Raw genomic sequence first — 21,297 nt, forward strand, 5'->3', positions numbered from 1 at the left:
TTGTACAACTCAGTGAGTGGACCATGAGTCTCCTGTGGCGCGTGGATCAAGGAATCCGCGCTCCCGTTTCCCCAGGGGGGACCCATTGGACGCGCCAGACACACCACCCGACAGACCCGGAAGACGCCGTCGTACCGGCGTGCTGATCGCCACCGCCGCCGTGCTCGGCGTCGTGGCCGGCGGCTGCGTCGGCTACCTGGTCCAGGCCGACCGCGAGCCCACCGCCTTGCCGCCGCTCTCCCAGCCGTCCCTCGCGCAGGCGAAGGGCGCGGGTCCCGAGCCGCTGTCGGCCGCCCAGGACCGGAAGGTCAAGGTCGACGGCGACCTGCGCAAGCTGCTGCTGAGCAAGCCGAGCGGGGCACGCAAGGGGCTGTACCCGGTGGGCAGCGACGGCTGGCTGGACGTCTCGGCGTACGCGGAGACCTACAAGTACCCGGCCGGTGCCTTCCGCAGCCTGGTCGGCAAGCGGGAGTTCCGCCGGGCGGCCGTCACCGACTGGCGGGAGGGCGGCGACTTCGACGTCGAGATCCGGCTGGTCCAGTACCGCCAGGTGGAGACGGGCACGGAGGCCGCCGACGCGGCGGACGGCGCCTACTACTACGCCGCGCCGGCCGGTGACCAAGGCACCGACAGCTGGCCGATACCCGGCACGGGCGACGGCATGGCCTACGTCCACAACAAGCCCGACACCTCCTACGGCGTGAGCCTGTACTCCGCCGAGGCGCACGCGTGGCGCGGGGACATCGCCATGGAGATCTGGATCTACGACACGAAGCCGATCCCGAAGACGAAGGTGCTGGATCTGGCGAAGCGGCAGATGGAGCGGCTGTGACCGAGAACCCGGAAACGTCCGTGACCCCCGAACCGGAGGCCGTGTCCACGGAGCCCGCCGCCGAGCCGGCCCCCGCGGAGGCGCCGCCCGCCGCCGAGCGGGCCCCCGCGGAGGCGCCGCCCGCCGCCGAGCGGGCCCCCGCGGAGGCGCCGCCCGCCGCCGAGCGGGCCCCCGCGGAGGCGCCGCCCGCTCCCGAGCCGGCGGTCTCCGAGCCGGCGCCTGTCGAGAAGCGGCCGCGTGATCGTCGTCGTATCGCCGTCGCCACCGCCATCGGTGTCCTGGTCGCCGCCGTGCTGGCCGGGGTCGCCTGCACGGCCGTCACCGTCCAGGGCGCGGACCGCGACCCCGGTGCTCCCGTCTGGAGCCTGCCGAAGGCCGCCAAGGAGACGAAGCCGGCCGGCGGCAGCGGCCTCCAGGGGATGCTGCTGCCCTACGACGGCGACACGTACGGGCGTGGCCCGGACCTGGGCCAGTTCGGGTCGGACGCCGCGTTCTCCGGCAAGCAGGCGAACCTGCTGCGCAAGGAGTCGATCAAGGACCTGCCGCGGTCGCAGCGGCAGCAGCTGGAACGGCAGCTCGACCGGAACCCGGTCAAGGGCATGGCGATGCGCAGCTATGTGAACACGGCCGGGACGCCGGGCTACGAGTACACGATGGAGATCGTGCTGGCGCAGATGGGGAACCAGCGGACGGTCCGTTCCCTGGCGGCCGTCCAGAAGGAGCTCTTCGACGCGCTGAAGGTGCTGCGGAAGGGCCCCGAGATCGAGGGGTACAAGGACTCGGCCTCGTGCTTCCTGCCGCCGGCCGACTCGGCCGAGAAGCTCGACACGATGTTCTGCACCGGCTACGTGGGCGACGTCCTGGTCACCGCCACGGCGACCGCGGGCAAGCCGCTGGACAAGGAGAGCGCGGCCGACATGCTCCGCGCACAGCTCGACCGCATCAAGGAGCCGGGGGCGTCGGTATGACCACGGACACGAACCAGCCGGAGGTCCTCGAGGACCCCGAAGACCTCGAAGGCGAAGGCATCGAAGACCTGGGGGACCTCGACGACCTCGACGAGTTTCCGCCCCAGCCCCCGAAGAAGGACCGTCGCGTGCTGCGGGCCACGCTCCGCTGGGTCTCCGCCGCCGTCGTCTTCGCGGTCGCCGGGGCCGGGACGGCCTACGGCGTCACGCGGGCCGACCGGACCGATGTGCCCGGGCTCGGCACGCACTCCGACGGGCGCTGGACGTACCCCACCCTCGTGCGGCCGCCGCTGCCGTCCGGGAGCCCCGGGCCGAACGACGATGCCCGTAACCCGGCCGGGACCCACTTCGCCGACCTGCGGAAACTCGTTCTGCCCGGGCCGGCGGGGGCCACCGCCGACGCGGCGCTGAAGGGGACGGACGGCTGGCTGCCGACCGGGACGTTCCTCGCCGAGTTCACCGCGTCCGACCGTGCCGGGCTGCGCCAGAAGCTCGTCGACAACGGCCTGCGGCACATCACCGCACGCGGCTGGACCACCCCCGACGGCACGCACACCCGGATCTACCTCCTCCAGTTCGACACGGCCGCCGTCGCCGAGGAGCTGGTCAACCACCAGCTCATGAGCTACTCGTCGCCCGCCTACGCACTGCGCGACGGCGACCAGTACGAGCTCGACCAGAAGTTCCCGGACAAGGCCCGGAGCGACGACGTCCTGATGATCCCGTACACGGAGCTGAAGCCGTACGGTGCCGAACAGGTCCGGCAGGCCTACCTGGCCACCGGCGACACCGTCGGCGTGATCGTCCAGTCCCGGAAGGGCGGCGCGCTCGCCGTCCCCTTCGAGCAGACGGTCACCCTGCAGGGCGAGCTGCTGGACTGAGCCGGCGGGGCGTACCTCGCCAAGAGTCCCGGGCCCCGGCCGCGTAAGCTTGGGCCCGGCTCTTGTACGTACGCCCACCCCCGCTCAAGGAGCACCCGTGGAGATCTTCTTCGAAACCCTGCTGGTCCTGGTCTGCGTCGGCGTTCTCGCCTTCGCCGGACTGACCGTGAAGAAGCTGTACCAGGGCCAGCGCTGATCCTCTCCGTCTAGGAACCGCCGTCATGATCGAGATTCCGTCCGACCTGCACAAGGACCTCGTCCCGCTCGCCTTCCTGCTGGGCAAGTGGGCCGGTGCGGGCGTCCACGACTTCCCGGGCTCGGAGAAGTGCAACTTCGGCCAGGAGGCCACCTTCAGCCACGACGGGCGTGACTTCCTGGAGTACCACTCCCAGACCTGGGTGCTGGACAACGACGGGAACAAGGTCCGCCCGCTGGAGACCGAGCACGGTTTCTGGCGCATCGACGCCAACCGCCGGGTCGAGGTCACGATGACCCGCGACGACGGCGTGATCGAGATCTGGTACGGCGAGATGGCCGACAAGAAGCCCCAGATCGACCTGGTCACCGACGCCGTGGCCCGCACCGCCGCCTCCGCCCCGTACAGCGGTGGCAAGCGCCTGTACGGCTACGTCAAGAGCGACCTGATGTGGGTGGGGGAGAAGCAGACCCCCGAGGTCGAGCTGCGCCCGTACATGTCCGCGCACCTGAAGAAGGTCGTCACCCCGGAGGAAGTCGAACGCTGGGCAAAGGCCCTTCCCAGCGACATGCCGGACGACGGCATCGCCTTCTTCAAGTAGTCGCCAAGTGGTTACCGCCGAGTGGTCCTAGACTTTCGGTGTGGTGAGCACCGACTGGAAGAGCGACCTAAGGCAGCGCGGCTACCGGCTGACGCCGCAGCGGCAACTCGTGCTCGAAGCCGTGGACACCCTTGAGCACGCGACCCCCGACGCCATCCTCGGTGAGGTGAGGAAGACCGCGTCGGGGGTCAACATCTCCACGGTGTACCGGACCCTGGAGCTCCTGGAGGAGCTGGGGCTGGTCAGCCATGCCCATCTGGGGCACGGGGCGCCGACGTACCACCTCGCCGACCGGCACCATCACATCCACCTGGTCTGCCGCGACTGCGAGAACGTGATCGAGGCGGATGTGACGGTCGCCGCGGAGTTCACCGCCAAGCTGCGGCACGAGTTCGGCTTCGAGACCGACATGAAGCACTTCGCGATCTTCGGCCGCTGCCAGGACTGCGCACGCAAGAGAAGCAAGGCCGCAGCCGTCCGGACTTCAATTACCGAGTCGTAGGCTACTGATATGAAGAGCCCCCTGCTGACCCTGCCCGGCGCCGTGGCCGCCGAGGGCGTGGACGAAGGCGTCGCCGCCCACTACGGCGACCTGTTCCGCGAGCAGCGCGCCCTCGCCGACGGCGCCGGTTTCGTGGACCTCTCGCACCGCGGTGTCGTCACCGTCACCGGCGAGGACCGTCTCGGCTGGCTGCACCTCCTGCTCACCCAGCACGTCAGCGAGCTGCCCGTCGGCGAGGCCACCGAAGCGCTGGTCCTCTCCGCGCACGGCCACATCGAGCACGCGCTGTACCTGGTCGACGACGGCACGACGGTCTGGGCCCATGTGGAGCCCGGCACCGCTGAGGCGTTGATCGCCTACCTGGAGTCGATGAAGTTCTTCTACCGGGTGGAAGTCGCCGACCGGACCGGCGAGTTCGCCGTCGTGCACCTCCCGGCCGGCTCGATCGCCGAACCCCCGGACGGTGCCGTCGTACGCGAGACGGCGTATGGCCGTGATCTCTTCCTGCCCCGCGCGGACCTGGAGTCGTACGCGGAGAAGGCGGGCCCGGCGGCCGGCCTCCTCGCCTACGAGGCCCTCCGGGTGGAGAACCACCGCCCCCGTCTCGGCTTCGAGACCGACCACCGCACCATCCCGCACGAGCTGGGCTGGATCGGCACCGCGGTGCATCTGCAGAAGGGCTGCTACCGGGGCCAGGAGACCGTGGCCCGGGTCCAGAACCTCGGCAAGCCGCCCCGCCGCCTGGTCTTCCTGCACCTGGACGGCAGCGACGTGCACCTGCCGCCGCCCGGCACGGAGATCCGGCTGGCCGACGACGGTGAGGACGGCCGCAGGATCGGCGTCGTGACGACGTCGGCACGCCACCACGAACTGGGTCCGGTGGCCCTGGCGCTGGTCAAGCGCAACGTCCCGGTGGACGCCCGGCTGGTCGCCGGGGAGACGGCCGCGGCACAGGAAGTGATCGTCGAACCGTAGGGCGGACGGCGAGCCGGACCGTGAGCGGCCGGGCCCCCGGGAATCCCCCGCATCCCCGGGGATTCCCGCGAGCGCCCTGCGAGATATGCCGTTGACACTCCATAATTGGCAACGGGCGGCGACTTCCTGAACACGGTGTGCACGTGTTCGACCATCGGTCGGCGTGCCCCCGGGGGAGGCGCCTTGACACCGCAGGAGGAGTTCGCCGAGGCCCTGCGCGTGCGCCGGGAGGCCGCCGAACTCTCCCTCGCCGAGCTGGCCAGACGGGTCCATTACAGCAAGAGCTACCTCAGCCGGGTGGAGAACGGCCTGCGGCCGCCCGGCCGGCTGCTGGCCGAGCGCTGCGACGCCGCCCTGCGGGCCGACGGCGCCCTGCTCGCCCTGCTGCCGCCCGGACCCGAGCCGCACGAGCGACGGGACGACGGAGGGGCCGCAGGGGCCGCAGGGACCGGAGGGGACCGAGGGGGCGGGGCCGACCGCGGGGGCGGGGCCGACCGAGGGGGCGGGGCCGACCGGTCCGCACGCCGCCCCCGTCCCGACCCGGCGTCACCCGCCCGGCCGGGCCCCAGCGGCTACGGCGCCGAGTTCGACCAGCACATCCGGCGCGGCGACACCCGCCACCTCCTCGGCGAGATGTACGAGGCGGGCCGGCACTACCAGGCCGCCTACGAGGCCGCCGGGGGCGACGAACGGGCCCGCGCCCACGCCGTCGTCCGCAGTGCCCGCCGCTGGTCGGACCCCGGCCAGGTCGACCGCGACCTGCTCTTCCGCATCGACGCCTGCCTGGCCGCGCTGGCGGACCGCGAGGACGCGCCCGCCGTGGAACTGCGCCTCCAGCTCACCGCCCACCGGGCCAAGAAGCTCGCCATGGCCATCGGCTACGACACCGCGATCACCGGCGCCGAACCCCGCACCGGCGCCCGGCTGGCCCGCCAGACCCTCGCGGAGCTGCGCGAACTCGGCCGCCGGGCCCCCGGCCGGATCGGCGACGAGGCCCGCTGCGAGGTACTGACCGAGACCCGCTGGGCCCTGTACGACTTCGCCCCGGCCCGCGAACTGCTCGCCATGTCCAGCGAACTCCGCGACCTCGCCGTACGCTCCCACTCCGCCTACTTCCAGGGCGAGGCCCTGGTCGCCCTCGCCATCGACCAGCTCCGCACCGGCCGGGTGCCCGCCGCCGAGGCGACCATCAACGTCCACCGCGAGCACGCCGCCCGGCACCGCAGCCGGCTCGCCTACTGGCAGCAGCGCACCCTGGACGCCCTGATGAGCCTGTGGCGCGGCGAGTTCGCCGCCGCCGCGCAGTGGATCCTCGGGGAGGCCGGCGAGGTGGCGGCCGCGATGGAGGCCGGGCTGTCGATGCCCGCCGACGCCCTCGGCCAGACCGTCCTCGGCCAGGAGTTCTGGCTGCGGCACGAACAGGGCCGGCTGGCCCAGCTGTTCGCCTCCCCGCGCATGGCCGGCGTCCAGCAGCGCGGCTACTTCCCGGTGTGGCGGGCGGGCCTGGCCCTGGCCCTGTGCGAGACCGGACGGTACGAACAGGCCGTGGACCAGTTACGGGCGTTCGCCGCCGACACCGACGGGTTCACCCGGTTCCCGCCGAGCGGCTGGGCCCTGCCCACCGCCGCGGTCCTCGCCCAGGTCTGCGCCGAACTGGCCGAGCGCACCGACCGCCGCGGCGAACTGTCGGCGTACGTCCCGCCGCTGCGCGCCCTCCTCGACGCGCACGGCGACGAAGTGGTGCTGGCCGGCTGGCCCACCGTCCTGCTGGGCCCCGCCGCCCGCTTCAGCGCGCTGCTCGCCCTGGTCGCCGGTGAACCGGAGACGGCCCTCGGGCACCTGGGCCGGGCCGTACGCCTCGCCCAGCGCTATCCGACGCAGATGGCCCGGCTCCGCCTCGACGAGGCCCGCGTCCGGATCCGCACCGGCTCCCCGGCCGCCCGGGACACCGCCCACGACCTGGCCAGGACCGCGCTCGGCACGGCGGAGGAACTCGGCATGGCGGGCCTGGCCCGCGACTGCCGGGAACTGCTCACATCTCCAGCAGAACGGTGAACGGCCCGTCGTTGGTCAGCGACACCCGCATCTGCGCCCCGAAACGCCCGGTGGCCACCGTCGCCCCCAGAGCCCGCAACTGCGCCACTACCTCCTCGACCAGCGGCTCGGCCACCTCGCCCGGCGCCGCCGCGTTCCACGTGGGCCGCCGTCCCTTGCGCGCATCGCCGTACAGCGTGAACTGGCTGATCACCAGCAGCGGCGCGTCGATGTCACTGCAGGACCTCTCGTCGGCCAGCATCCGGATCGACCAGAGTTTCCGGGCCAGTTGGGCCGCCTTCTCCTTGGTGTCGTCGTGGGTCACGCCCACGAGCACACACAGCCCCTCGCCCTCGATCGCGCCGACCGTCTCGCCGTCCACGACGACATCGGCGCCGTCCACCCGCTGAACCACAGCTCGCATGCGGACCATCATGCCCGGTGCCCCGGCGGCCCCCGCAGGGGGTCCATTATTGATCCTTAACCTCACATCTAGGGCCGTTCGGGGGCACTCGGTCACATTGCGGCCACTTGGGGTGGCACCATGCTTCCACACGCCGGTCGAGGGGACGGTAGAGGCGTATGAGCACACCGAGTACCGGGCGACTGAAGGTGCAGGGCACGCAGAGCGCGCAGAGCCTGCCCCGGCCGCCCGCACAGCGCGGGGAGGGCATCGCCCTGCCCGCGGAGCCGCCCGAGCACGACCTGACCCGCCTGAGCCTGCCCGAACTGCGCGTCCTGCGAAGGGACGCGCAACGCGACGAGGCCGACCTCAGCTACGTACGACGGCTGCTCCAGGGCCGTATCGACATCCTCCGGGCGGAACTGGCCCGCCGCTCCCCGGCGGGCGCGGCCGCCGTCGTGGACCGCCTCCCGGAGATCCTGACCGACGCCCCGGCCCGCCACCGCTCCTCGGCCCGCCACGTCACCCTGGGCACCCCGCACAACGAGGAGTACGACCGGCTGGCCGCCGACATGCTGGCAGAGGTGGAACTCTCCGACCTCCAGGCCCGCACGGACACCGAACTGACCACGGCGATGGGCCGCCTGGTCCGGTACGAGCAGGAGGTGTCGAGACGACGACAGCGCCTGCAACGGACCGCAGACGATTCGAGTGGGGAGATCACCAGGCGCTACCGGGAGGGCGAAGCGCAGGTGGACGATCTACTGACGTGAGCTGCAGCGCCCCTTCAGGGGCGCGGAGCTGCATCACTGTGCGGCTCCGCCGCGTGGGGCGCGACCGGCCCCCACGGCCCGCAGCCGAAATTCGATCGGCACCACCCAGGTCGAACACCTACCGTGCTGTCATGACCGACGCCGTCGAAATCCGCCCCGTAACCGAACCCGAGCTGGAGGACTGGCACCGGGCCCTGAGGACCGGCTTCCTGCAGCCGCCCACCCTCACGGCCGAGCAACTCGACGCCCGCCGAAGGCAGTTCGTACCGGGCCGACTCCTCGGCGCCTTCGACGGCTCCCGCTGCGTGGCCACGTTCCGCTCCTTCGACCAGGAGCTCACCGCCGTCGGCGGCGCGACCGTCCCCGCCGACGCCATCTCCAACGTCACGGTCACCGCCACCCACCGCCGCCGCGGCCTGCTCACCCGCATGATGAGCCAGGACCTCGCCGCGGCCAAGGAGCGCGGAGACGTGGTCGCCACCCTGATCGCCGCCGAGTACCCGATCTACGGCCGCTACGGCTTCGGCCCGGCGACCACGCTGACGGAGTGGACGGTCGAGGTCGGGCGCACCGGTCTGGACCCCCGCTGGTCGGCCCCCGAGGACGGCGGCCGGATCGACCTCCTCGACGCCGAGGACGTCCGCAAGCTCGGTCCCGAGCTGCACGAGCGGGTCCGCCGCAGCACGCCCGGGGCGATCAGCCGCAGCGAGCTGTGGTGGCAGCTGCGCACCGGCGCGGTCCGCTTCGAAAGCGACTGGAAGGAGCCGTTCCACGCGGCCTACCGGTCGGCCGACGGCGAGGTCGAGGGAATGCTGGCGTACGAGGTGGACGACACCTGGCACGGCAAGCAGCCGGACGAGACGGCCACCGTGAAGTGGCTGCTCGGCGCCACGCCCGCGGCCGAGCGCGCCCTGTGGCACTACCTGTGCTCGGTCGACTGGATCACCAGGGTGAAGAGCGGCTGGCGGTCGCCGGACGACCTGCTGCCGCACTACCTCCCCGACCCGCGCGCCGCCCGGATCACCTCTCAGGCGGACTGGCTGTGGGTGCGGATCCTGGACGTCGTACGGGCCCTGGAGGCGCGGACGTACGACACGGCGGGGTCGCTGGTCCTCGAGGTGGTGGACCGGCAGGGGCTGGCCGGCGGCCGGTTCCGGCTGGACACCTCCCCCGAGCAGGCGTCCTGCGTCCCGACCACCGACGCCCCCGAACTCACCCTCGGCATCGCCGATCTGGCGACCGTCTGGCTGGGTGACCAGTCCGTGGCACGGCTGCACGCGCTCGGCCGGGCCCAGGAAGCGCGAGTGGGCGCCGCCCGGAAGGCCGACGCCCTGCTGCGTACGCCCGGGCGTCCTTGGTGCCCGGACATCTTCTGAGACGGTCTCCTTCCGTTCGGCGACGGTGCCTGAATCACCTTGTTCACTTGTTCAGCCGTGCTCATCCGTAGCGAGCCGTTCGAGCTGTGAAGTTGTGGCTGTGCGGGTCTGCTTGTTCGGTTGTCGGTGTTCGGTTGTCGGTGTTCAGTTGTGACTGTGCTCAGGTGCGGTGCGCTGGTCGTGCATCTCGGTGGCTGCCCTGGTTGACCGGGCTCCCGGCTCCCCTCCGGAAGGGAACCCGTCGGCCAACCACCGGGAAAGTGTGACCATGTTGCAGAAGTTGGTGGCCAACTCCACTGTACTTATCTCCGCTTGGACGCGACTCATAACCACCTTCCCGTGAACTGCCGAAAGATGGCGGGAAGTTGTACTGTTTGTCCGTGGACCCGGAACACGTCTCCGCCAGTGGACGGGAGAGGTCACAGCGGCCTCAGACGTCACACCACGCGGTGGCCGACGTGCTGCGCACCCGGATCAGGTCAGGGGTGCTGCGGCCGGGCCAGCGCATGCCCACCCAGGCCAAGCTGGCCGACGAGTTCGGCGTCGAGCGGGGGGCCGTACGGCAGGCGCTGCGCATCCTGCAGTCGGAGCATCTGCTCACCAACGTGTCGAAGGGCGCGCCGGCGACGGTCGCCCCTGATCCGGGCCCGGTCCGGCTCGCCGTGGGCCCGGAGGCACCGCCGCAGCCCACCATGGTGGCCCTCGCCTCCCGGATAGAGGCGGCCTTCGCGGCCCCGGAGGTGGAGATCGACGCGCTCTGCCTGACCTCGGTCTCCCTCAACCTCGCGCTCGGCGAGCCGCTGCGGCTCATCCACGCGGGGCGTCTGGAACCGGCCAAGATCGACGTGCGGGTGCTGCTGCCGAGCCGGAACATCGACCTCGCGTTCCCGACGGCGCTGGACGCCTCGGCCGAGGACGCGGTGCACAACCGCTGGCTGGCCCAGCGCAACGCCCAGGGCCAGGTGCTCCGGCACAACCTGCTGGCACTGCGCGCCACGCACGGCATCGACGTCAGGGTCACCCTCCGGGCCCTGCCGTTCACCCCGCCGGTCAAGCTGTACCTGCTCAACGGGGTGGAGGCGCTGTTCGCGTACTACACGCTGGAGCGCCACGAGCGGGAGATCGGCCACGAGCACCTGCAGACGTACGACGCCGAGGGCACGCGGTCGATGCTCTTCGCGTTCGAGCAGGGCGCCGGCCTGCGGGACACCGCGTTCGTGGACCAGTCCACGCGGTGGTTCGACGCCCTGTGGGAGACGATCAGTTCGGAGCTGCAGCTGACGGCCTAGCGCTCACCGGGCCGGTCCTCACAGCGCGGGACCGGTGATCAGCAGGGCGAGCAGGACCGCACCGACGGAGCTGACCGCGGGACTCTTGGCCTTGATCCCCACGGTGAGCAACAGCAGACCGATAATGCCAGTGGCACCGTACTTCGACTGGACCATCTGTTCGAAGCCGACGACGAAGACGGCGGAGAAGAGAGCGAGGGCGGCGGGCATGTCGGTTCCCCCATCGTCGGGAAGCAAAGCTTCCACCAACTTGACCAAGTTGGTAACCAACTCTGATTAAGTTGTTCCCAGTTGGCTGTGACTTATAACCAATCTTCAAACAACTCCCGGTAGATGGATCAGAGTTGTAGCGTTTGGTCGTGACTCAGGAGAACGTGGCAGTGAACGCCGGCAGCACACCTCAGGAGATCGCCGACACCCTGCGGGAACGCATCCGCAAGGGCGACATCAAGGTCGGTGACCGCCTGCCCACCCAGGCCGAGCTGGCCGAGGAGTTCGGCGTGGAGCGGGGTGCCGTACGCCAGGCCATGCGGGTGCTGCAGGACTACGGTCTCCTCGCCAACGTCACCAAGGGCAGCCCGCCGCGCGTCGCCGAACCGGCTGTCCGGCCCCTCGGCGAGCCCCAGCCGACGATGGTCGGCCTCGGTCCCCGTATGACGGAGGCGTTCGCCGCCCCGCACGTCCGCATCGACGCCGCCTGCCTCACCGCCCAGAGCCTGCTCCCGGCGCTCGCCGAACCCCTGCGCCTGATCCACGAGGGCCGGATCCGCCCCGACAGCATCGACGTCCGCGTCCTGCTCCCCGGCCGCGACATCAACCTCGCGTTCCCGGTCCCGGTCGAGGGCGACGACGACACCGTCCACAACCGCTGGCTCGGCATGCGCAACGCCCAGGGCCAGGTCCTCCAGTACAACCTCCAGGGCCTGCGCTCCACCCACGGCATCGACGTCCGGGTCACCTTCCGGGCCCTGCCCTTCACCCCGCCGGTCAAGCTCTACCTGCTCAACGGCGCGGAGGCGCTGTTCGCGTACTACATGGTCACGCGCCGCGAGGAGCAGACCGAGTCCGGCATGCTCGACATGTACGACGCCGTGGGCTCGGAGTCCCTCCTCTTCTCCTTCGAGAAACGAGCCGGCCACCGCGACGCCGCGTTCGTGGAGCAATCGCAGAAGTGGTTCGACGCCCTCTGGGAAACCATCACCACGGACCTGACACTCTCCTAGTGACTTCTGATACGACGCAGACTGAACTGGTGGCAACCAAGAGCGAGAACCCGGCCGAAGGGCTCACGGAACTGATCAGAAGTGCCCGTGTCGTGCTCTGGGACTTCGACGGCCCGATCTGCCGTCTGTTCGCGGGGCATTCGGCGGAGAGCGTGGCCGACGGCCTGGTGGAGTGGCTGGCGAGCCGCGGCTTGCGCGGCCTGGTCACGGAGACCGAGCGCGACTCCCTCGACCCGCACCTCGTGCTGCGCGCCGTGGACCGCCGGCATCCGGGCAGCGACCTGGTCACCGAGGTGGAGGAACGTCTCACCAAGGAGGAGCTACGGGCCACGGCGACGGCGATGCCGACGGCGTATGCGGACATCCTCATCCAGACCTGGCGAGCGCGTGGCGTCCGTATGGCGGTGACGACCAACAACTCCCCCCGGGTGGTCCGCGCCTACCTCGACGACCGCGGCCTCACCGCCTGCTTCGCCCCGCACATCTACGGCCGTACCAAGGATCTGCACCGTCTCAAGCCCGACCCGCACTGCCTCAACCGTGCCCTCAGCGCGATGGGCGCCGCCCCCGCCGCGGCCCTGATGATCGGCGACTCCCCGTCGGACTTTGAGGCGGCCGAGAGCGCCGGCGTCCCCTTCCTGGGCTACGCGCGTAACGCACGGAAAGCCAAGCTTTTGACCGAGGCCGGGGCGGCGTGTGTCGTGGGGTCCCTGCATCCGCTTCTGGAGATACTCCGGCACTAGCCGGCACCGACCGGGTCCGCCCGCCGGAGGGCCGGGCCGCCCTGCGTCCGCGCTGCCATGCCGCCAGCACGCCGATCAGACCGGATACGGAGACCGCCAGTTGGAACAGGTCGTCGATCCGAACCGTGACGCCGAGTACCCGTAACTCCATGGTGCCCGCCCCCTGCAAGCTCTGGTCGACCGTGCAGCACCCGGCCCTTCTTGCCTGGTTGCCGGTCAATATCAGGCATGCCCAGGCAAGTTGATCCGTTAACCGATCGGCTCGCACCGTTTCCTGCCTGACCGGATTGTGTTTGCGGAGCGGCTGGGAGCGGAACGTTCGCTGTATGGCGGGCAGGCAGGCACATGACGGTGGCGGCAAGGCGTTCCGGCAGGTTTCCGAGGCGCTGCGGGCCCGGATGGTCGACGGGACGTACCAGCTGGGTGCCGAACTGCCCGCGCAGGGCAAGCTCGCCAAGGAGTTCGGGGTGTCCCGTGACACCGTGCAGCGGGTGGTGCGCGAACTCGGCAACGAGGGGTGGATCGAATCCCGTCAGGGCAGCCCGGCGCGGGTCGTCAAGGTTCAGCGCGTGCAGTCCAGCACGGCCAAGGCCACCAGGTCACGGCAGGTGATGATGCTGGGGCCGTTGATAAGCGAGGCGTTCGAACAGCCCGAAGTCACCCTGGACGTCTTCACGTTGACCTCGGAGTCCCTCGACACCCACATTCGGCTCCAGGCGGAGCGGATCCGGGCCGGGGCCATCGCCCCCGACAGCATCGTCGTGCGGATGCTGCTGCCTGAACCTCAGCTCGACCTGCCGTATCCCGTGATCAGGCATGACAAGAGCGATCCGCGTCTGAGGGACCGGTTGCGCGCCATCACCGACCGGCACACGGAATCGCTGCGTACCGCACTCCGGGACCTGCAGGCCGAACGGTTCGTGCCGTCCGTCGACGTCCAGGTCAGGCATGTGCGGCTGGTTCCGGCCTTCAAGCTCTACGTCATCAACAGCACAGAAGTGCTGCATGGCCTCTACGAGGTCATCGAACGGCCCATCATCCTGGACACGGGCGAGGAGATCGACGCGCTCGACGTGCTGGGACTGGGAGCCATGCTGACGCACCACGTCATGGACGCCGACCCGAACTCGCCGGGATCGGTCTTCGTGCTGAAGATGCGGTCGTGGTTCGAGTCCATCTGGGACCTTCTCGCCGAGTAGCTCTTCCAGGGAACAAAGATGGAGGCAAGCGCAGTGCGCTAGCATGCCCGCATTGTGTGAGCAACCGCTCCGGTTCCAACGTATGAGAAGGTCAAGCACACCGATCTCAGAACGACCTGACGCAGCGGGGCACCAAACCCACCCGTTGTGGCTACTCGATTGCGCCTCTGGTCGTGCGGGCAGTCAGCCGCGTTTACCGTTTGCCGTACTTTCCAGCCAGCGCTAGCAATTCCGGAGCGGCCAGTGGGCGCATCTTCCGTTCCCTCTATTTCCATCGGGGAACGCGCCAAACCCGGCACAGGTGATGCGCTTTATGAGCACATCGTGCGCCCTGCCATGCAGCACGGCAAGGCCCACAGCGGGTATCACAACAAGAACTACGTCCTGCTGCTGACCGGCCCCATGGCCCAGTTGCTGAACCGTGAGCCCGGCATGTCGGCGACGGTGCGCATCCGGCGTGCCGACGCGCTGCCCGTGGTGATCAGGACGTGGCAGAACGAGGCCGAGATCCTCAGGGCGGTCCGGGCCGCGCTGCCGCACGTGCCGGAATGCCTCTTCGAGGGAAAAGGGTTCGCCATCCACAGCTATGTGGAGGGAGTGCCGCTGTCCAGCGTCTGCGGCAACGGCAAACCCGTCGACACCCTGCTCATCGAGGAAATCGCCCAACTCCTCGCCCAGATGGCCCAGGTGCGACGAGGCACCCTGCCGGGCCTGCCGGCCTCCTGGCCCAGCAAGGGCCAGGACAGCCAGGGCTTTCTGCAGACGCTGGCGCACTGTGCGGACCAGCAGATCCGGCGGGCCAACCTGCACGCGTTCGGCGGACTGTTCGCGGCGCTCGGCATTCCGGAGGACGCGCTCACCCGGTTCGCGGAGAGGGTTCCGGTCATGGCCCGGCGGCCGTACAGCCTGCTCCACGCCGACTTGCACCGGGACAACCTGATCGTCACCTACGGAGGCCATCCGTCGCTCATCTGCGTCGACTGGGAACTCGCCACCTACGGCGACCCCCTCCACGACCTGGCGACCCACCTGGTGCGCATGCAGTATCCCGGTGATCAGTGGTCCGAGGTGATCGAGGCCTGGGTCCGGGCGATGGAGGGCGCCCGGCCCGGAGCCGTCAACGGCGTACCCAAGGACCTGCGCCACTACGTCGCCTTCGAGCAGGCCCAGTCCGTCTATCCGGACGTGATGCGGGCCGCGACGTCGCTGGACGAATCGTTCGACCAGAAGGGCCTGGACGAGGCGACGGTGGCGGTGCGCCGTGCCCTGGACGCGGCCCAGGCACCGCTGCGGCTGCGGCACCTGCCCGGCGAGGCCGAGATCGAACGCGTTCTGTTCCGGTGGCGCATTTCCCGGGGAGAGGCACGCAAGGGACTTTTCTCGAGCTTCGTCACCGTGCCCTGGACACCGGACAAACGTGTTCCCGAGCGCCCGGACTTTCCTTATCTTGCGGTGCAGGGGGCATTGCATGCCGAGGGTGCGGCCCCGGCCGGGCGGGTGTTCAAGGGGACCGGTCACCTGAATTCCGTGGTACGGGTGCCCGGCATCGATTTTCCTGTCGTGGTGCGGCGCAAAGTGAAGAACGTATTCCGGCGCGAACGTAGTTTTCTCAGCGAGCACGCCGTACTCAAGGCCATCGAGACCTCGCGGGTTTCGGTGGCGGCACCGCGAATCCTGGCCCTGGGTGAGAGCTACCCCGGTAAATACCGGAAGGACAGCTTCGCCATCCACACCTACGAAGGACCGCTCGACATCGACAGGCCGCCCAACCATCCGGTGCACGGGCTGCTGCCGCACGAAGCGGATCGGCTGGTCGACCAGCTCTGTGCACTGAAGGGCGTCGACTACACCAAGCTCGACCCGGCTGCCGGAGCGGCAGGCTACAGCTTCTACAGCTATCTGAGTGACCAGCTCGTCCTCCTGGTAGGGGACCTGCCCAAGGAATCGCAGCAACTCGCCAGGCAACTCGGCCTGCCGGATGCCGGACGGCTGCGGCAGATACTGGCCCGGCACCGGGTGAGCGATCGCGAACCGACTCTCCTGCACGGTGACCTGAACCCCTGGAACCTCGTGCGGCGGGACGACGCCCTGGCGTTGACCATCATCGACTGGGAGATGGCGATCGTGGGCGACCCCCTGTACGACCTGGTGCGGCACATGCATCTCACCCCGACCCGGCCGGAGATCCGGGACCGGATGTTCCGCCGCTGGGAGCGCCTGCTGCCGGATACCCACACTCATGCCTGGCAGCAGGACTGGCGGGTCTACCGGTGGATCGAGATCGTCCGCTCGGCCTACGTGGACCTGGACCGGCTGGTCACCGGAGCGAGCCTGGACGCCCCCAACGTCCGCCGGGCCGTGGACTCGTACGCCATGACACTGGCGGCGGCGATCGGTTCCCTGGGGCTGCCGGCCCGGGCAACGGCGAATCCACATCTTGCCCGTGCCCTGGCATAGGTGGACCATGGCGGAACCGGATACCGGTCTGCCCACGGGCCCGTGGCGCCGGCGGGGCAGTGCTGCGCGGAGGGGGCGTGCATGTCCGGGCGGAGCGACGGTTCGGCGGACGAGACCGGGGCGTCCCGGCTGAGGCGGTTCCAGGAGCGGGTCGAGTCGACGGCGACCCGTGTCCTGCTGGTCGGCGTCTTCGTCACCGGCCTCACGGCCCAGGGGGACCGGGACATGCCCGTGGACGACCCCGACTTCCGCAAGCGCATGGAGCAGCGATGCCGCGAGTACGACGGCATACTCTCCGAACTCGCGGAACGGCTCACGGAGGCCGGCCGGGTGCGGGTGGAGTGCGAATACCGCCTCTATCCCGGTATCCCTCGCGACAAGATCTGCATCTTCAACAGGCAGCAGGTGCTGCACGGGCTCTATGACCTGTCCGTGCGGATGCGGCTGAACCATCTGAGCGACGAGTACTACGACCCCAAGGGCTACCGGACCGACCTGAACGTGTGGTCCCGGGAGGGCGCGGCGGAGGAGGCCGTGGCGACCTGGACCAAACACTTCGACGATCTGTGGTTCCTCGCCAAGCGCCCGCACTGGCGACAGGAGACGGCGGCCTGAGCTTCGCTGCGTAGGCTCGCCCCATGGGTGAGATGGGCCTGCGGGAGCGCAAGAAGCGGCGGATGTACGAGGACGTGTCGGACATCGCCGTGCGGCTGTTCCTGGCGAAGGGGTTCGACGCGGTGCCGGTCGCCGAGGTGGCGGCCGCGGCCGGCATCTCCAAGCCGACCCTGTTCCGGTACTTCCCGGTCAAGGAGGACCTGGTCCTGCACCGGATCGCCGACCACGAGACGGAGGCCGCGCGGCTGGTCGCGGGGGCCGAGTCCCCGGTCGGCGTGCTGCGGGCCCACTTCCTGGACGGCCTGCGGCGCAACGACCCGATCACCGGGCTCAACGACCACCCCCAGGTCCTCGCCTTCCACACCCTCCTCAACAGCACCGCCACCCTCGTCGCCCGCCAGCACACCTATCTGGAACGGTCCGAGGCCGCGCTCGCCGAGGCCCTCGGCGGCACCCTGGACGCGCGGCTGGCCGCCGGCCAGATCATCGCCGTACAGCGGATCCTCGCGCAGGACAACTGGCGGCGGATCGTGGCCGGGGAGCGGGTCGAGGAGGTGCGGGAGGACGCGGTGCGGGCGGCGGAGCGGGCCTTCGGGCGGCTGGAGCGGGCGCTGTCCGATCTTCCCGGTTAAAAATTTAACCGGGTTACGTTTTCTCGTCTACGCTGTTCCCATGCAGCAGGAACTCGCCCAGCAGGACCTCGCTCGGCAGGAAGTCGCTCGGCAGGAAGTCGCGCAGCAGGAACCCGTCCGGCGCGAACCCGCTCAGCGCGAACCCGCTCAACGTGAACTCGACCGGCGCGAACCCGGTCGGCCCGAACCCGCTCAGCGCGAACCCGCTCAGCCCGAACTCGGCCGGCACGCACCCGGTCGGCGCGAATCCGGGCGGTCCGAACTCGACCGGCGCGAATCCGGTCGGCCCGAACTCGACCGGCGTGAATCCGGTCGGCACGAACCCGGTCGGCGCGAATCCGGGCGGTCCGAACTCGACCGGGAGCGCGCCTACCACGACGCCTGCCGAGCCGCCCTCGCCCGCATGGTCGAAGGCGCCGCCGAGCACGTCGTCACCGGCGAGGACGTGTCCGCCTCCGGCGCCGACGCCGAGGTCCTCGGGTACCGGCTGCGCAGCCGGGCCAAGGAGATGCGCGAACTGCCCCAGGGCCCGCTGTTCTTCGGCAAGCTGGACTTCGCCTCCGGCGAGCACGCCGGGCAGAGCTACCGCGTCGGCCGGCTGCGGATCAGCGCGGAGCCGACCGCCCCGCCCCTGGTCGTCGACTGGCGGGCACCCGTCTCCCGGGCCTTCTACCAGGCCGGCCCCGACGAACCGCAGGGCGTCGCGGTACGGCGCCGGTTCGGCTGGGCCCCGGGCAGCCACGGCGACTCCGCCGACCTCACCGGCTGGGAGGACGAGCGGCTGAGCGCGGGCGAGACCGGCCCCGGCACCCTCCTCGCCCGGGAGATCGAACGGCCCCGCGTCGGCCCCATGCGGGACATCGCCGCCACCATCCAGCCCGACCAGGACGACCTGGTACGCGCCGACCTCACCGCCTCCGTCTGCGTCCAGGGCGCCCCGGGCACCGGCAAGACCGCCGTCGGCCTGCACCGCGCCGCCTACCTCCTCTACACCCACCCCCAGCGCATCCGCCGCTCCGGCCTGCTGATCCTCGGCCCCAACCGCACCTTCCTCTCCTACATCTCCGAGGTGCTGCCGGCGCTGGGCGAGACCGGCGTACGCCAGACCACCCTCCACGAGGAGATCGCCCGCCACCCGGCCACCGGCACCGACTCCGCCCGCGCCGCCGCGCTCAAGCACGACCCCCGGATGGCCGAGGTCCTGCGCCGCGCCCTGTACGCTCACGTGTCCACCGAGGCCGTCCACCCCCTCTCCCTCTCCGACGGCACCTACACCTGGCGGGTGTCCGCCGCCGCGCTGACCGAGATCGTCGCGGCGGTACGGCGCGAGGAACCGCCGTACGCCGTCGGGCGCGAGCGGGTGCGGGGGCGGGCGATGCGGGCCGTACAGCTCCAGGCCGAACGGCGGGCCGGTCCGCAGCCGGCCACCTGGACCCGCCGTCTGGAACGGTCGCGGGCGATGAGCGCCTGCCTCGACACCGTCTGGCCGAAGGTCCGCCCGGAGGAGGTGCTGGCCGGACTCCTCACGGACGCCGAGGTGCTGGCGCGGGCGGCCGAGGGCCTCCTCGACCCCGACGAGCAGCAGGCGTTGCGCTGGCCCCGCCCGCCACGCTCCTACAAGTCCGCCCGCTGGTCACCCGCCGACCTGGTGCTCCTCGACGAGGTCGCCGGGCTCGTCGAACACCCCGAGGGCTACGGCCATGTCGTCGTCGACGAGGCCCAGGACCTGTCGCCCATGGAGTGCCGGGCGATCGCCCGCCGTGCCGTCTTCGGCTCCCTCACCGTCCTCGGCGACCTGGCCCAGGCCACCACGCCCTGGTCGGCGCGGAGCTGGGACGCCGTACTGCGCCACCTGGGCAAGCCGGACGCGACGGTCGTCCCGCTCACCACCGGGTTCCGCGTCCCGGCGGCGGTCGTGGAGCTGACGAACCGGCTGCTCGAACGGCTGGACACGGACGTGCCCCCGGCCCGGTCCTACCGCGCCGACGGGGAGCTGACCATCCGTCCGACGCGGGACGTGCGGGCCGCCACGGTCACCGCGGTACGGGAGGCCCTGGCCCGCGAGGGATCGGTGGGCGTCCTGGCGGCGGACGCGCAGGTCGCCGACGTACGCGCCGCGCTCACCGCCGCGGGCATCGAACCGGCGGAGGCGGACCAGCTCGGCGCCAGGGTGGCCGTGGTCCCGGCGAGCCTGGTCAAGGGCCTGGAGTACGACCATGTGGTGGCGGTGGAACCGGCGGCGGTGGCCGAGGGCGAGGCACGCGGCCTGCACCGGCTGTACGTGGTGCTGACCCGGGCGGTGACGAGGCTGGACGTGGTGCACGCGAGGCCGCTGCCGTTCTGAGGGATCCTGTCCCCGATGATTCTCTTCCTGGACATCGACGGCACCCTCATCCCGTTCGGCGCCCCGGCGGGGCACCTGTACCCGGCCTACGAGACCGCTCACGCCCCCCTGAACCCGCTGGTCACCCGCATCGACCCGGCGCTGGGCCCGCGCCTGGCCGCACTCGGCTGCGAGCTCGTGTGGGCTACCACCTGGATGGACGACGCCAACGCCTGCGTCGCCCCGTGGCTGGGCCTGCCCCCGCTGCCCGTCGTGGAGTGGCCGGACGAGGACGAGCCGCCCGCCCTGCTGCACTGGAAGACGCGGCCGCTGGTGGAGTGGGCGGGGGAGCGGCCGTTCATCTGGATCGACGACGAGATCACCGAGGCCGACCGCGCCTGGGTCGCCACCCACCATCACGGCCCGGCCCTGCTCCACCGCGTCACCCACGAGTTCGGCCTGACACCGGCGGACTTCGGCGCCCTGGAGTCCTGGCTGACGACGCACCGCTGACGACGCACGGGTGCCGGCGCACGGGTGCCAGCGCACGGGTGACGCCGCACCGCTGACGCCGCACGGGTGCCGGTCCTCGGCCGGCGGCGGCGTGGACGACGGCGGCGTGGACGACGCCGGCGTGGAGGGCGGCGGTACGGACGGGTGCCCGGCCCCACGTACGGGAAGGATCCCGACCGTGTCCGATACCCCTGCCCCCGTCTCCCTCCCCGCCGCCACCGAGGCCGCCGTCGTCCTTCTGCGGCACCTCGGTGCGGACGGGATCTCCCACCCCGGCGGGACTCTTCTCGCGCATCTCCAGCGCGTCGAGGAGCAGCTCGCCGGATGGGGTGCGCGCCCCGCCCTCCGGCTCGCCGGCCTCTGCCACGCGTTCTACGGCACCGACGGTTTCCCCACCGCGCTGTTCCCCCTGAGCCGCCGTGCCGAACTCGCCGCGGTGATCGGCGCGGAGGCCGAAGCCCTGGTGTATCTCTACGGCTCCTGCGACCGGAAGGCCACGTATCCGGCGCTCGCGGACGCCGACGCCCCGGTCCATGACCGGTTCACCGGCCGCGCCCGTGTTCCCGGCCTCCGGCCGCGCCAGGACTTCGCCGAACTGACGGCTGCCAACGAACTCGACCTCGCCGGCCTGGACCCGTCCTTCCGCGAGAAGTGGGGTCCCGGTCTCCTCGCCCTGTTCACCCGCTTCCGCCCCCTGCTGAGCCGGCCGGCCTGGGAGTCCTGCCAGAGCGTGCTCGGGGGGAGGTGAGCGCCCGGCCCGGC

At 70.9% G+C, this 21,297-nt stretch carries 22 protein-coding genes; 19 read left to right on the plus strand and 3 right to left on the minus strand.

Annotated features, from left to right (window positions below):
• The first annotated feature begins 139 nt into the window (after positions 1 to 139).
• The 7 genes from ACWDGI_RS23970 (at position 140) to ACWDGI_RS24000 (ending at position 7,010) form a co-directional block, all read left to right on the plus strand.
• Positions 140 to 832, plus strand: coding sequence for a hypothetical protein (locus ACWDGI_RS23970; protein ID WP_450762129.1), 693 nt, complete (start codon positions 140 to 142; stop codon positions 830 to 832).
• On the plus strand, positions 829 to 1,800 hold the full coding sequence (locus ACWDGI_RS23975) for a hypothetical protein (protein WP_450762131.1): 972 nt from the start codon (positions 829 to 831) through the stop codon (positions 1,798 to 1,800). Before ACWDGI_RS23970 ends, ACWDGI_RS23975 begins: the two co-directional genes overlap by 4 nt.
• Positions 1,797 to 2,681 (plus strand): hypothetical protein, encoded by an 885-nt coding sequence (locus ACWDGI_RS23980; protein WP_450762133.1) that lies wholly within the window; start codon positions 1,797 to 1,799, stop codon positions 2,679 to 2,681. Before ACWDGI_RS23975 ends, ACWDGI_RS23980 begins: the two co-directional genes overlap by 4 nt.
• A 221-nt stretch (positions 2,682 to 2,902) precedes the next feature.
• On the plus strand, positions 2,903 to 3,478 hold the full coding sequence (locus ACWDGI_RS23985) for an FABP family protein (RefSeq protein ID WP_360496879.1): 576 nt from the start codon (positions 2,903 to 2,905) through the stop codon (positions 3,476 to 3,478).
• A 40-nt stretch (positions 3,479 to 3,518) separates the two neighbouring features.
• Complete coding sequence (locus ACWDGI_RS23990) at positions 3,519 to 3,980, plus strand: Fur family transcriptional regulator (RefSeq protein WP_450762135.1); 462 nt, start codon at positions 3,519 to 3,521, stop codon at positions 3,978 to 3,980.
• Positions 3,981 to 3,989: 9 nt separating this feature from the next.
• Positions 3,990 to 4,955 carry a CAF17-like 4Fe-4S cluster assembly/insertion protein YgfZ gene (ygfZ, locus tag ACWDGI_RS23995; RefSeq protein WP_450762137.1) on the plus strand — a complete coding sequence of 322 codons (966 nt, stop codon included), beginning with the start codon at positions 3,990 to 3,992 and terminating at the stop codon, positions 4,953 to 4,955.
• 183 nt (positions 4,956 to 5,138) lie between these two features.
• Positions 5,139 to 7,010 carry a helix-turn-helix domain-containing protein gene (locus ACWDGI_RS24000; protein ID WP_450762139.1) on the plus strand — a complete coding sequence of 624 codons (1,872 nt, stop codon included), beginning with the start codon at positions 5,139 to 5,141 and terminating at the stop codon, positions 7,008 to 7,010.
• Here the strand turns inward: ACWDGI_RS24000 and dtd are convergent.
• Entirely contained in the window at positions 6,988 to 7,413 is a 426-nt protein-coding gene (gene dtd, locus ACWDGI_RS24005) for a D-aminoacyl-tRNA deacylase (RefSeq protein ID WP_450762141.1), read from the minus strand. The genes ACWDGI_RS24000 and dtd overlap by 23 nt on opposite strands.
• 158 nt (positions 7,414 to 7,571) lie before the next feature.
• Here dtd and ACWDGI_RS24010 point away from each other — a divergent pair, with 158 nt between their 5' ends.
• From ACWDGI_RS24010 to ACWDGI_RS24020, 3 genes are all read left to right on the plus strand, one after another.
• Positions 7,572 to 8,165: an RsiG family protein gene (locus ACWDGI_RS24010; RefSeq protein WP_360496865.1), complete on the plus strand. Its 594-nt coding sequence runs from the start codon at positions 7,572 to 7,574 to the stop codon at positions 8,163 to 8,165.
• A 131-nt stretch (positions 8,166 to 8,296) separates the two neighbouring features.
• A complete protein-coding gene (locus ACWDGI_RS24015; RefSeq protein WP_450762144.1) occupies positions 8,297 to 9,541 on the plus strand; it encodes a GNAT family N-acetyltransferase in 1,245 nt (414 codons plus the stop codon).
• A gap of 374 nt (positions 9,542 to 9,915) precedes the next feature.
• Positions 9,916 to 10,830 carry a winged helix-turn-helix domain-containing protein gene (locus ACWDGI_RS24020; RefSeq protein ID WP_450762146.1) on the plus strand — a complete coding sequence of 305 codons (915 nt, stop codon included), beginning with the start codon at positions 9,916 to 9,918 and terminating at the stop codon, positions 10,828 to 10,830.
• Between the two features lie 18 nt (positions 10,831 to 10,848).
• Here ACWDGI_RS24020 and ACWDGI_RS24025 read toward each other — a convergent pair whose 3' ends face one another.
• Positions 10,849 to 11,040, minus strand: coding sequence for a hypothetical protein (locus ACWDGI_RS24025; protein WP_360496857.1), 192 nt, complete (start codon positions 11,038 to 11,040; stop codon positions 10,849 to 10,851).
• Between the two features lie 143 nt (positions 11,041 to 11,183).
• Here ACWDGI_RS24025 and ACWDGI_RS24030 point away from each other — a divergent pair, with 143 nt between their 5' ends.
• The 6 genes from ACWDGI_RS24030 (at position 11,184) to ACWDGI_RS24055 (ending at position 17,699) form a co-directional block, all read left to right on the plus strand.
• Entirely contained in the window at positions 11,184 to 12,053 is an 870-nt protein-coding gene (locus tag ACWDGI_RS24030; protein ID WP_450762148.1) for a FadR/GntR family transcriptional regulator, read from the plus strand.
• Positions 12,002 to 12,796, plus strand: coding sequence for an HAD family hydrolase (locus ACWDGI_RS24035; protein ID WP_450762150.1), 795 nt, complete (start codon positions 12,002 to 12,004; stop codon positions 12,794 to 12,796). The genes ACWDGI_RS24030 and ACWDGI_RS24035 overlap by 52 nt, the downstream gene beginning before the upstream one ends.
• A 326-nt stretch (positions 12,797 to 13,122) precedes the next feature.
• On the plus strand, positions 13,123 to 13,995 hold the full coding sequence (locus ACWDGI_RS24040) for a winged helix-turn-helix domain-containing protein (RefSeq protein WP_450762152.1): 873 nt from the start codon (positions 13,123 to 13,125) through the stop codon (positions 13,993 to 13,995).
• 336 nt (positions 13,996 to 14,331) lie between these two features.
• The gene (locus ACWDGI_RS24045) at positions 14,332 to 16,452 is read left to right on the plus strand and encodes a phosphotransferase (protein WP_450762154.1); all 2,121 of its coding nucleotides are present in this window, start codon (positions 14,332 to 14,334) and stop codon (positions 16,450 to 16,452) included.
• 81 nt (positions 16,453 to 16,533) lie between these two features.
• Complete coding sequence (locus ACWDGI_RS24050) at positions 16,534 to 17,067, plus strand: hypothetical protein (RefSeq protein WP_450762156.1); 534 nt, start codon at positions 16,534 to 16,536, stop codon at positions 17,065 to 17,067.
• Positions 17,068 to 17,090: 23 nt separating this feature from the next.
• Positions 17,091 to 17,699, plus strand: coding sequence for a TetR/AcrR family transcriptional regulator (locus ACWDGI_RS24055; protein ID WP_450762158.1), 609 nt, complete (start codon positions 17,091 to 17,093; stop codon positions 17,697 to 17,699).
• Positions 17,700 to 17,712: 13 nt separating this feature from the next.
• Here ACWDGI_RS24055 and ACWDGI_RS24060 read toward each other — a convergent pair whose 3' ends face one another.
• Positions 17,713 to 18,126, minus strand: coding sequence for a hypothetical protein (locus ACWDGI_RS24060; protein ID WP_450762160.1), 414 nt, complete (start codon positions 18,124 to 18,126; stop codon positions 17,713 to 17,715).
• On the opposite strand from ACWDGI_RS24060, the gene ACWDGI_RS24065 reads away from it, so the two are divergent.
• The 3 genes from ACWDGI_RS24065 (at position 18,103) to ACWDGI_RS24075 (ending at position 21,283) form a co-directional block, all read left to right on the plus strand.
• Positions 18,103 to 20,043, plus strand: a complete 1,941-nt coding sequence (locus tag ACWDGI_RS24065; protein ID WP_450762162.1) for a HelD family protein — start codon at positions 18,103 to 18,105, stop codon at positions 20,041 to 20,043. The genes ACWDGI_RS24060 and ACWDGI_RS24065 overlap by 24 nt on opposite strands.
• Positions 20,044 to 20,058: 15 nt before the next feature.
• Complete coding sequence (locus ACWDGI_RS24070) at positions 20,059 to 20,535, plus strand: HAD domain-containing protein (protein WP_450762164.1); 477 nt, start codon at positions 20,059 to 20,061, stop codon at positions 20,533 to 20,535.
• A gap of 178 nt (positions 20,536 to 20,713) precedes the next feature.
• Entirely contained in the window at positions 20,714 to 21,283 is a 570-nt protein-coding gene (locus ACWDGI_RS24075) for a DUF6817 domain-containing protein (protein ID WP_450762166.1), read from the plus strand.
• Positions 21,284 to 21,297: the final 14 nt, after the last annotated feature.

This window comes from Streptomyces sp. NPDC001220 (assembly GCF_053597895.1).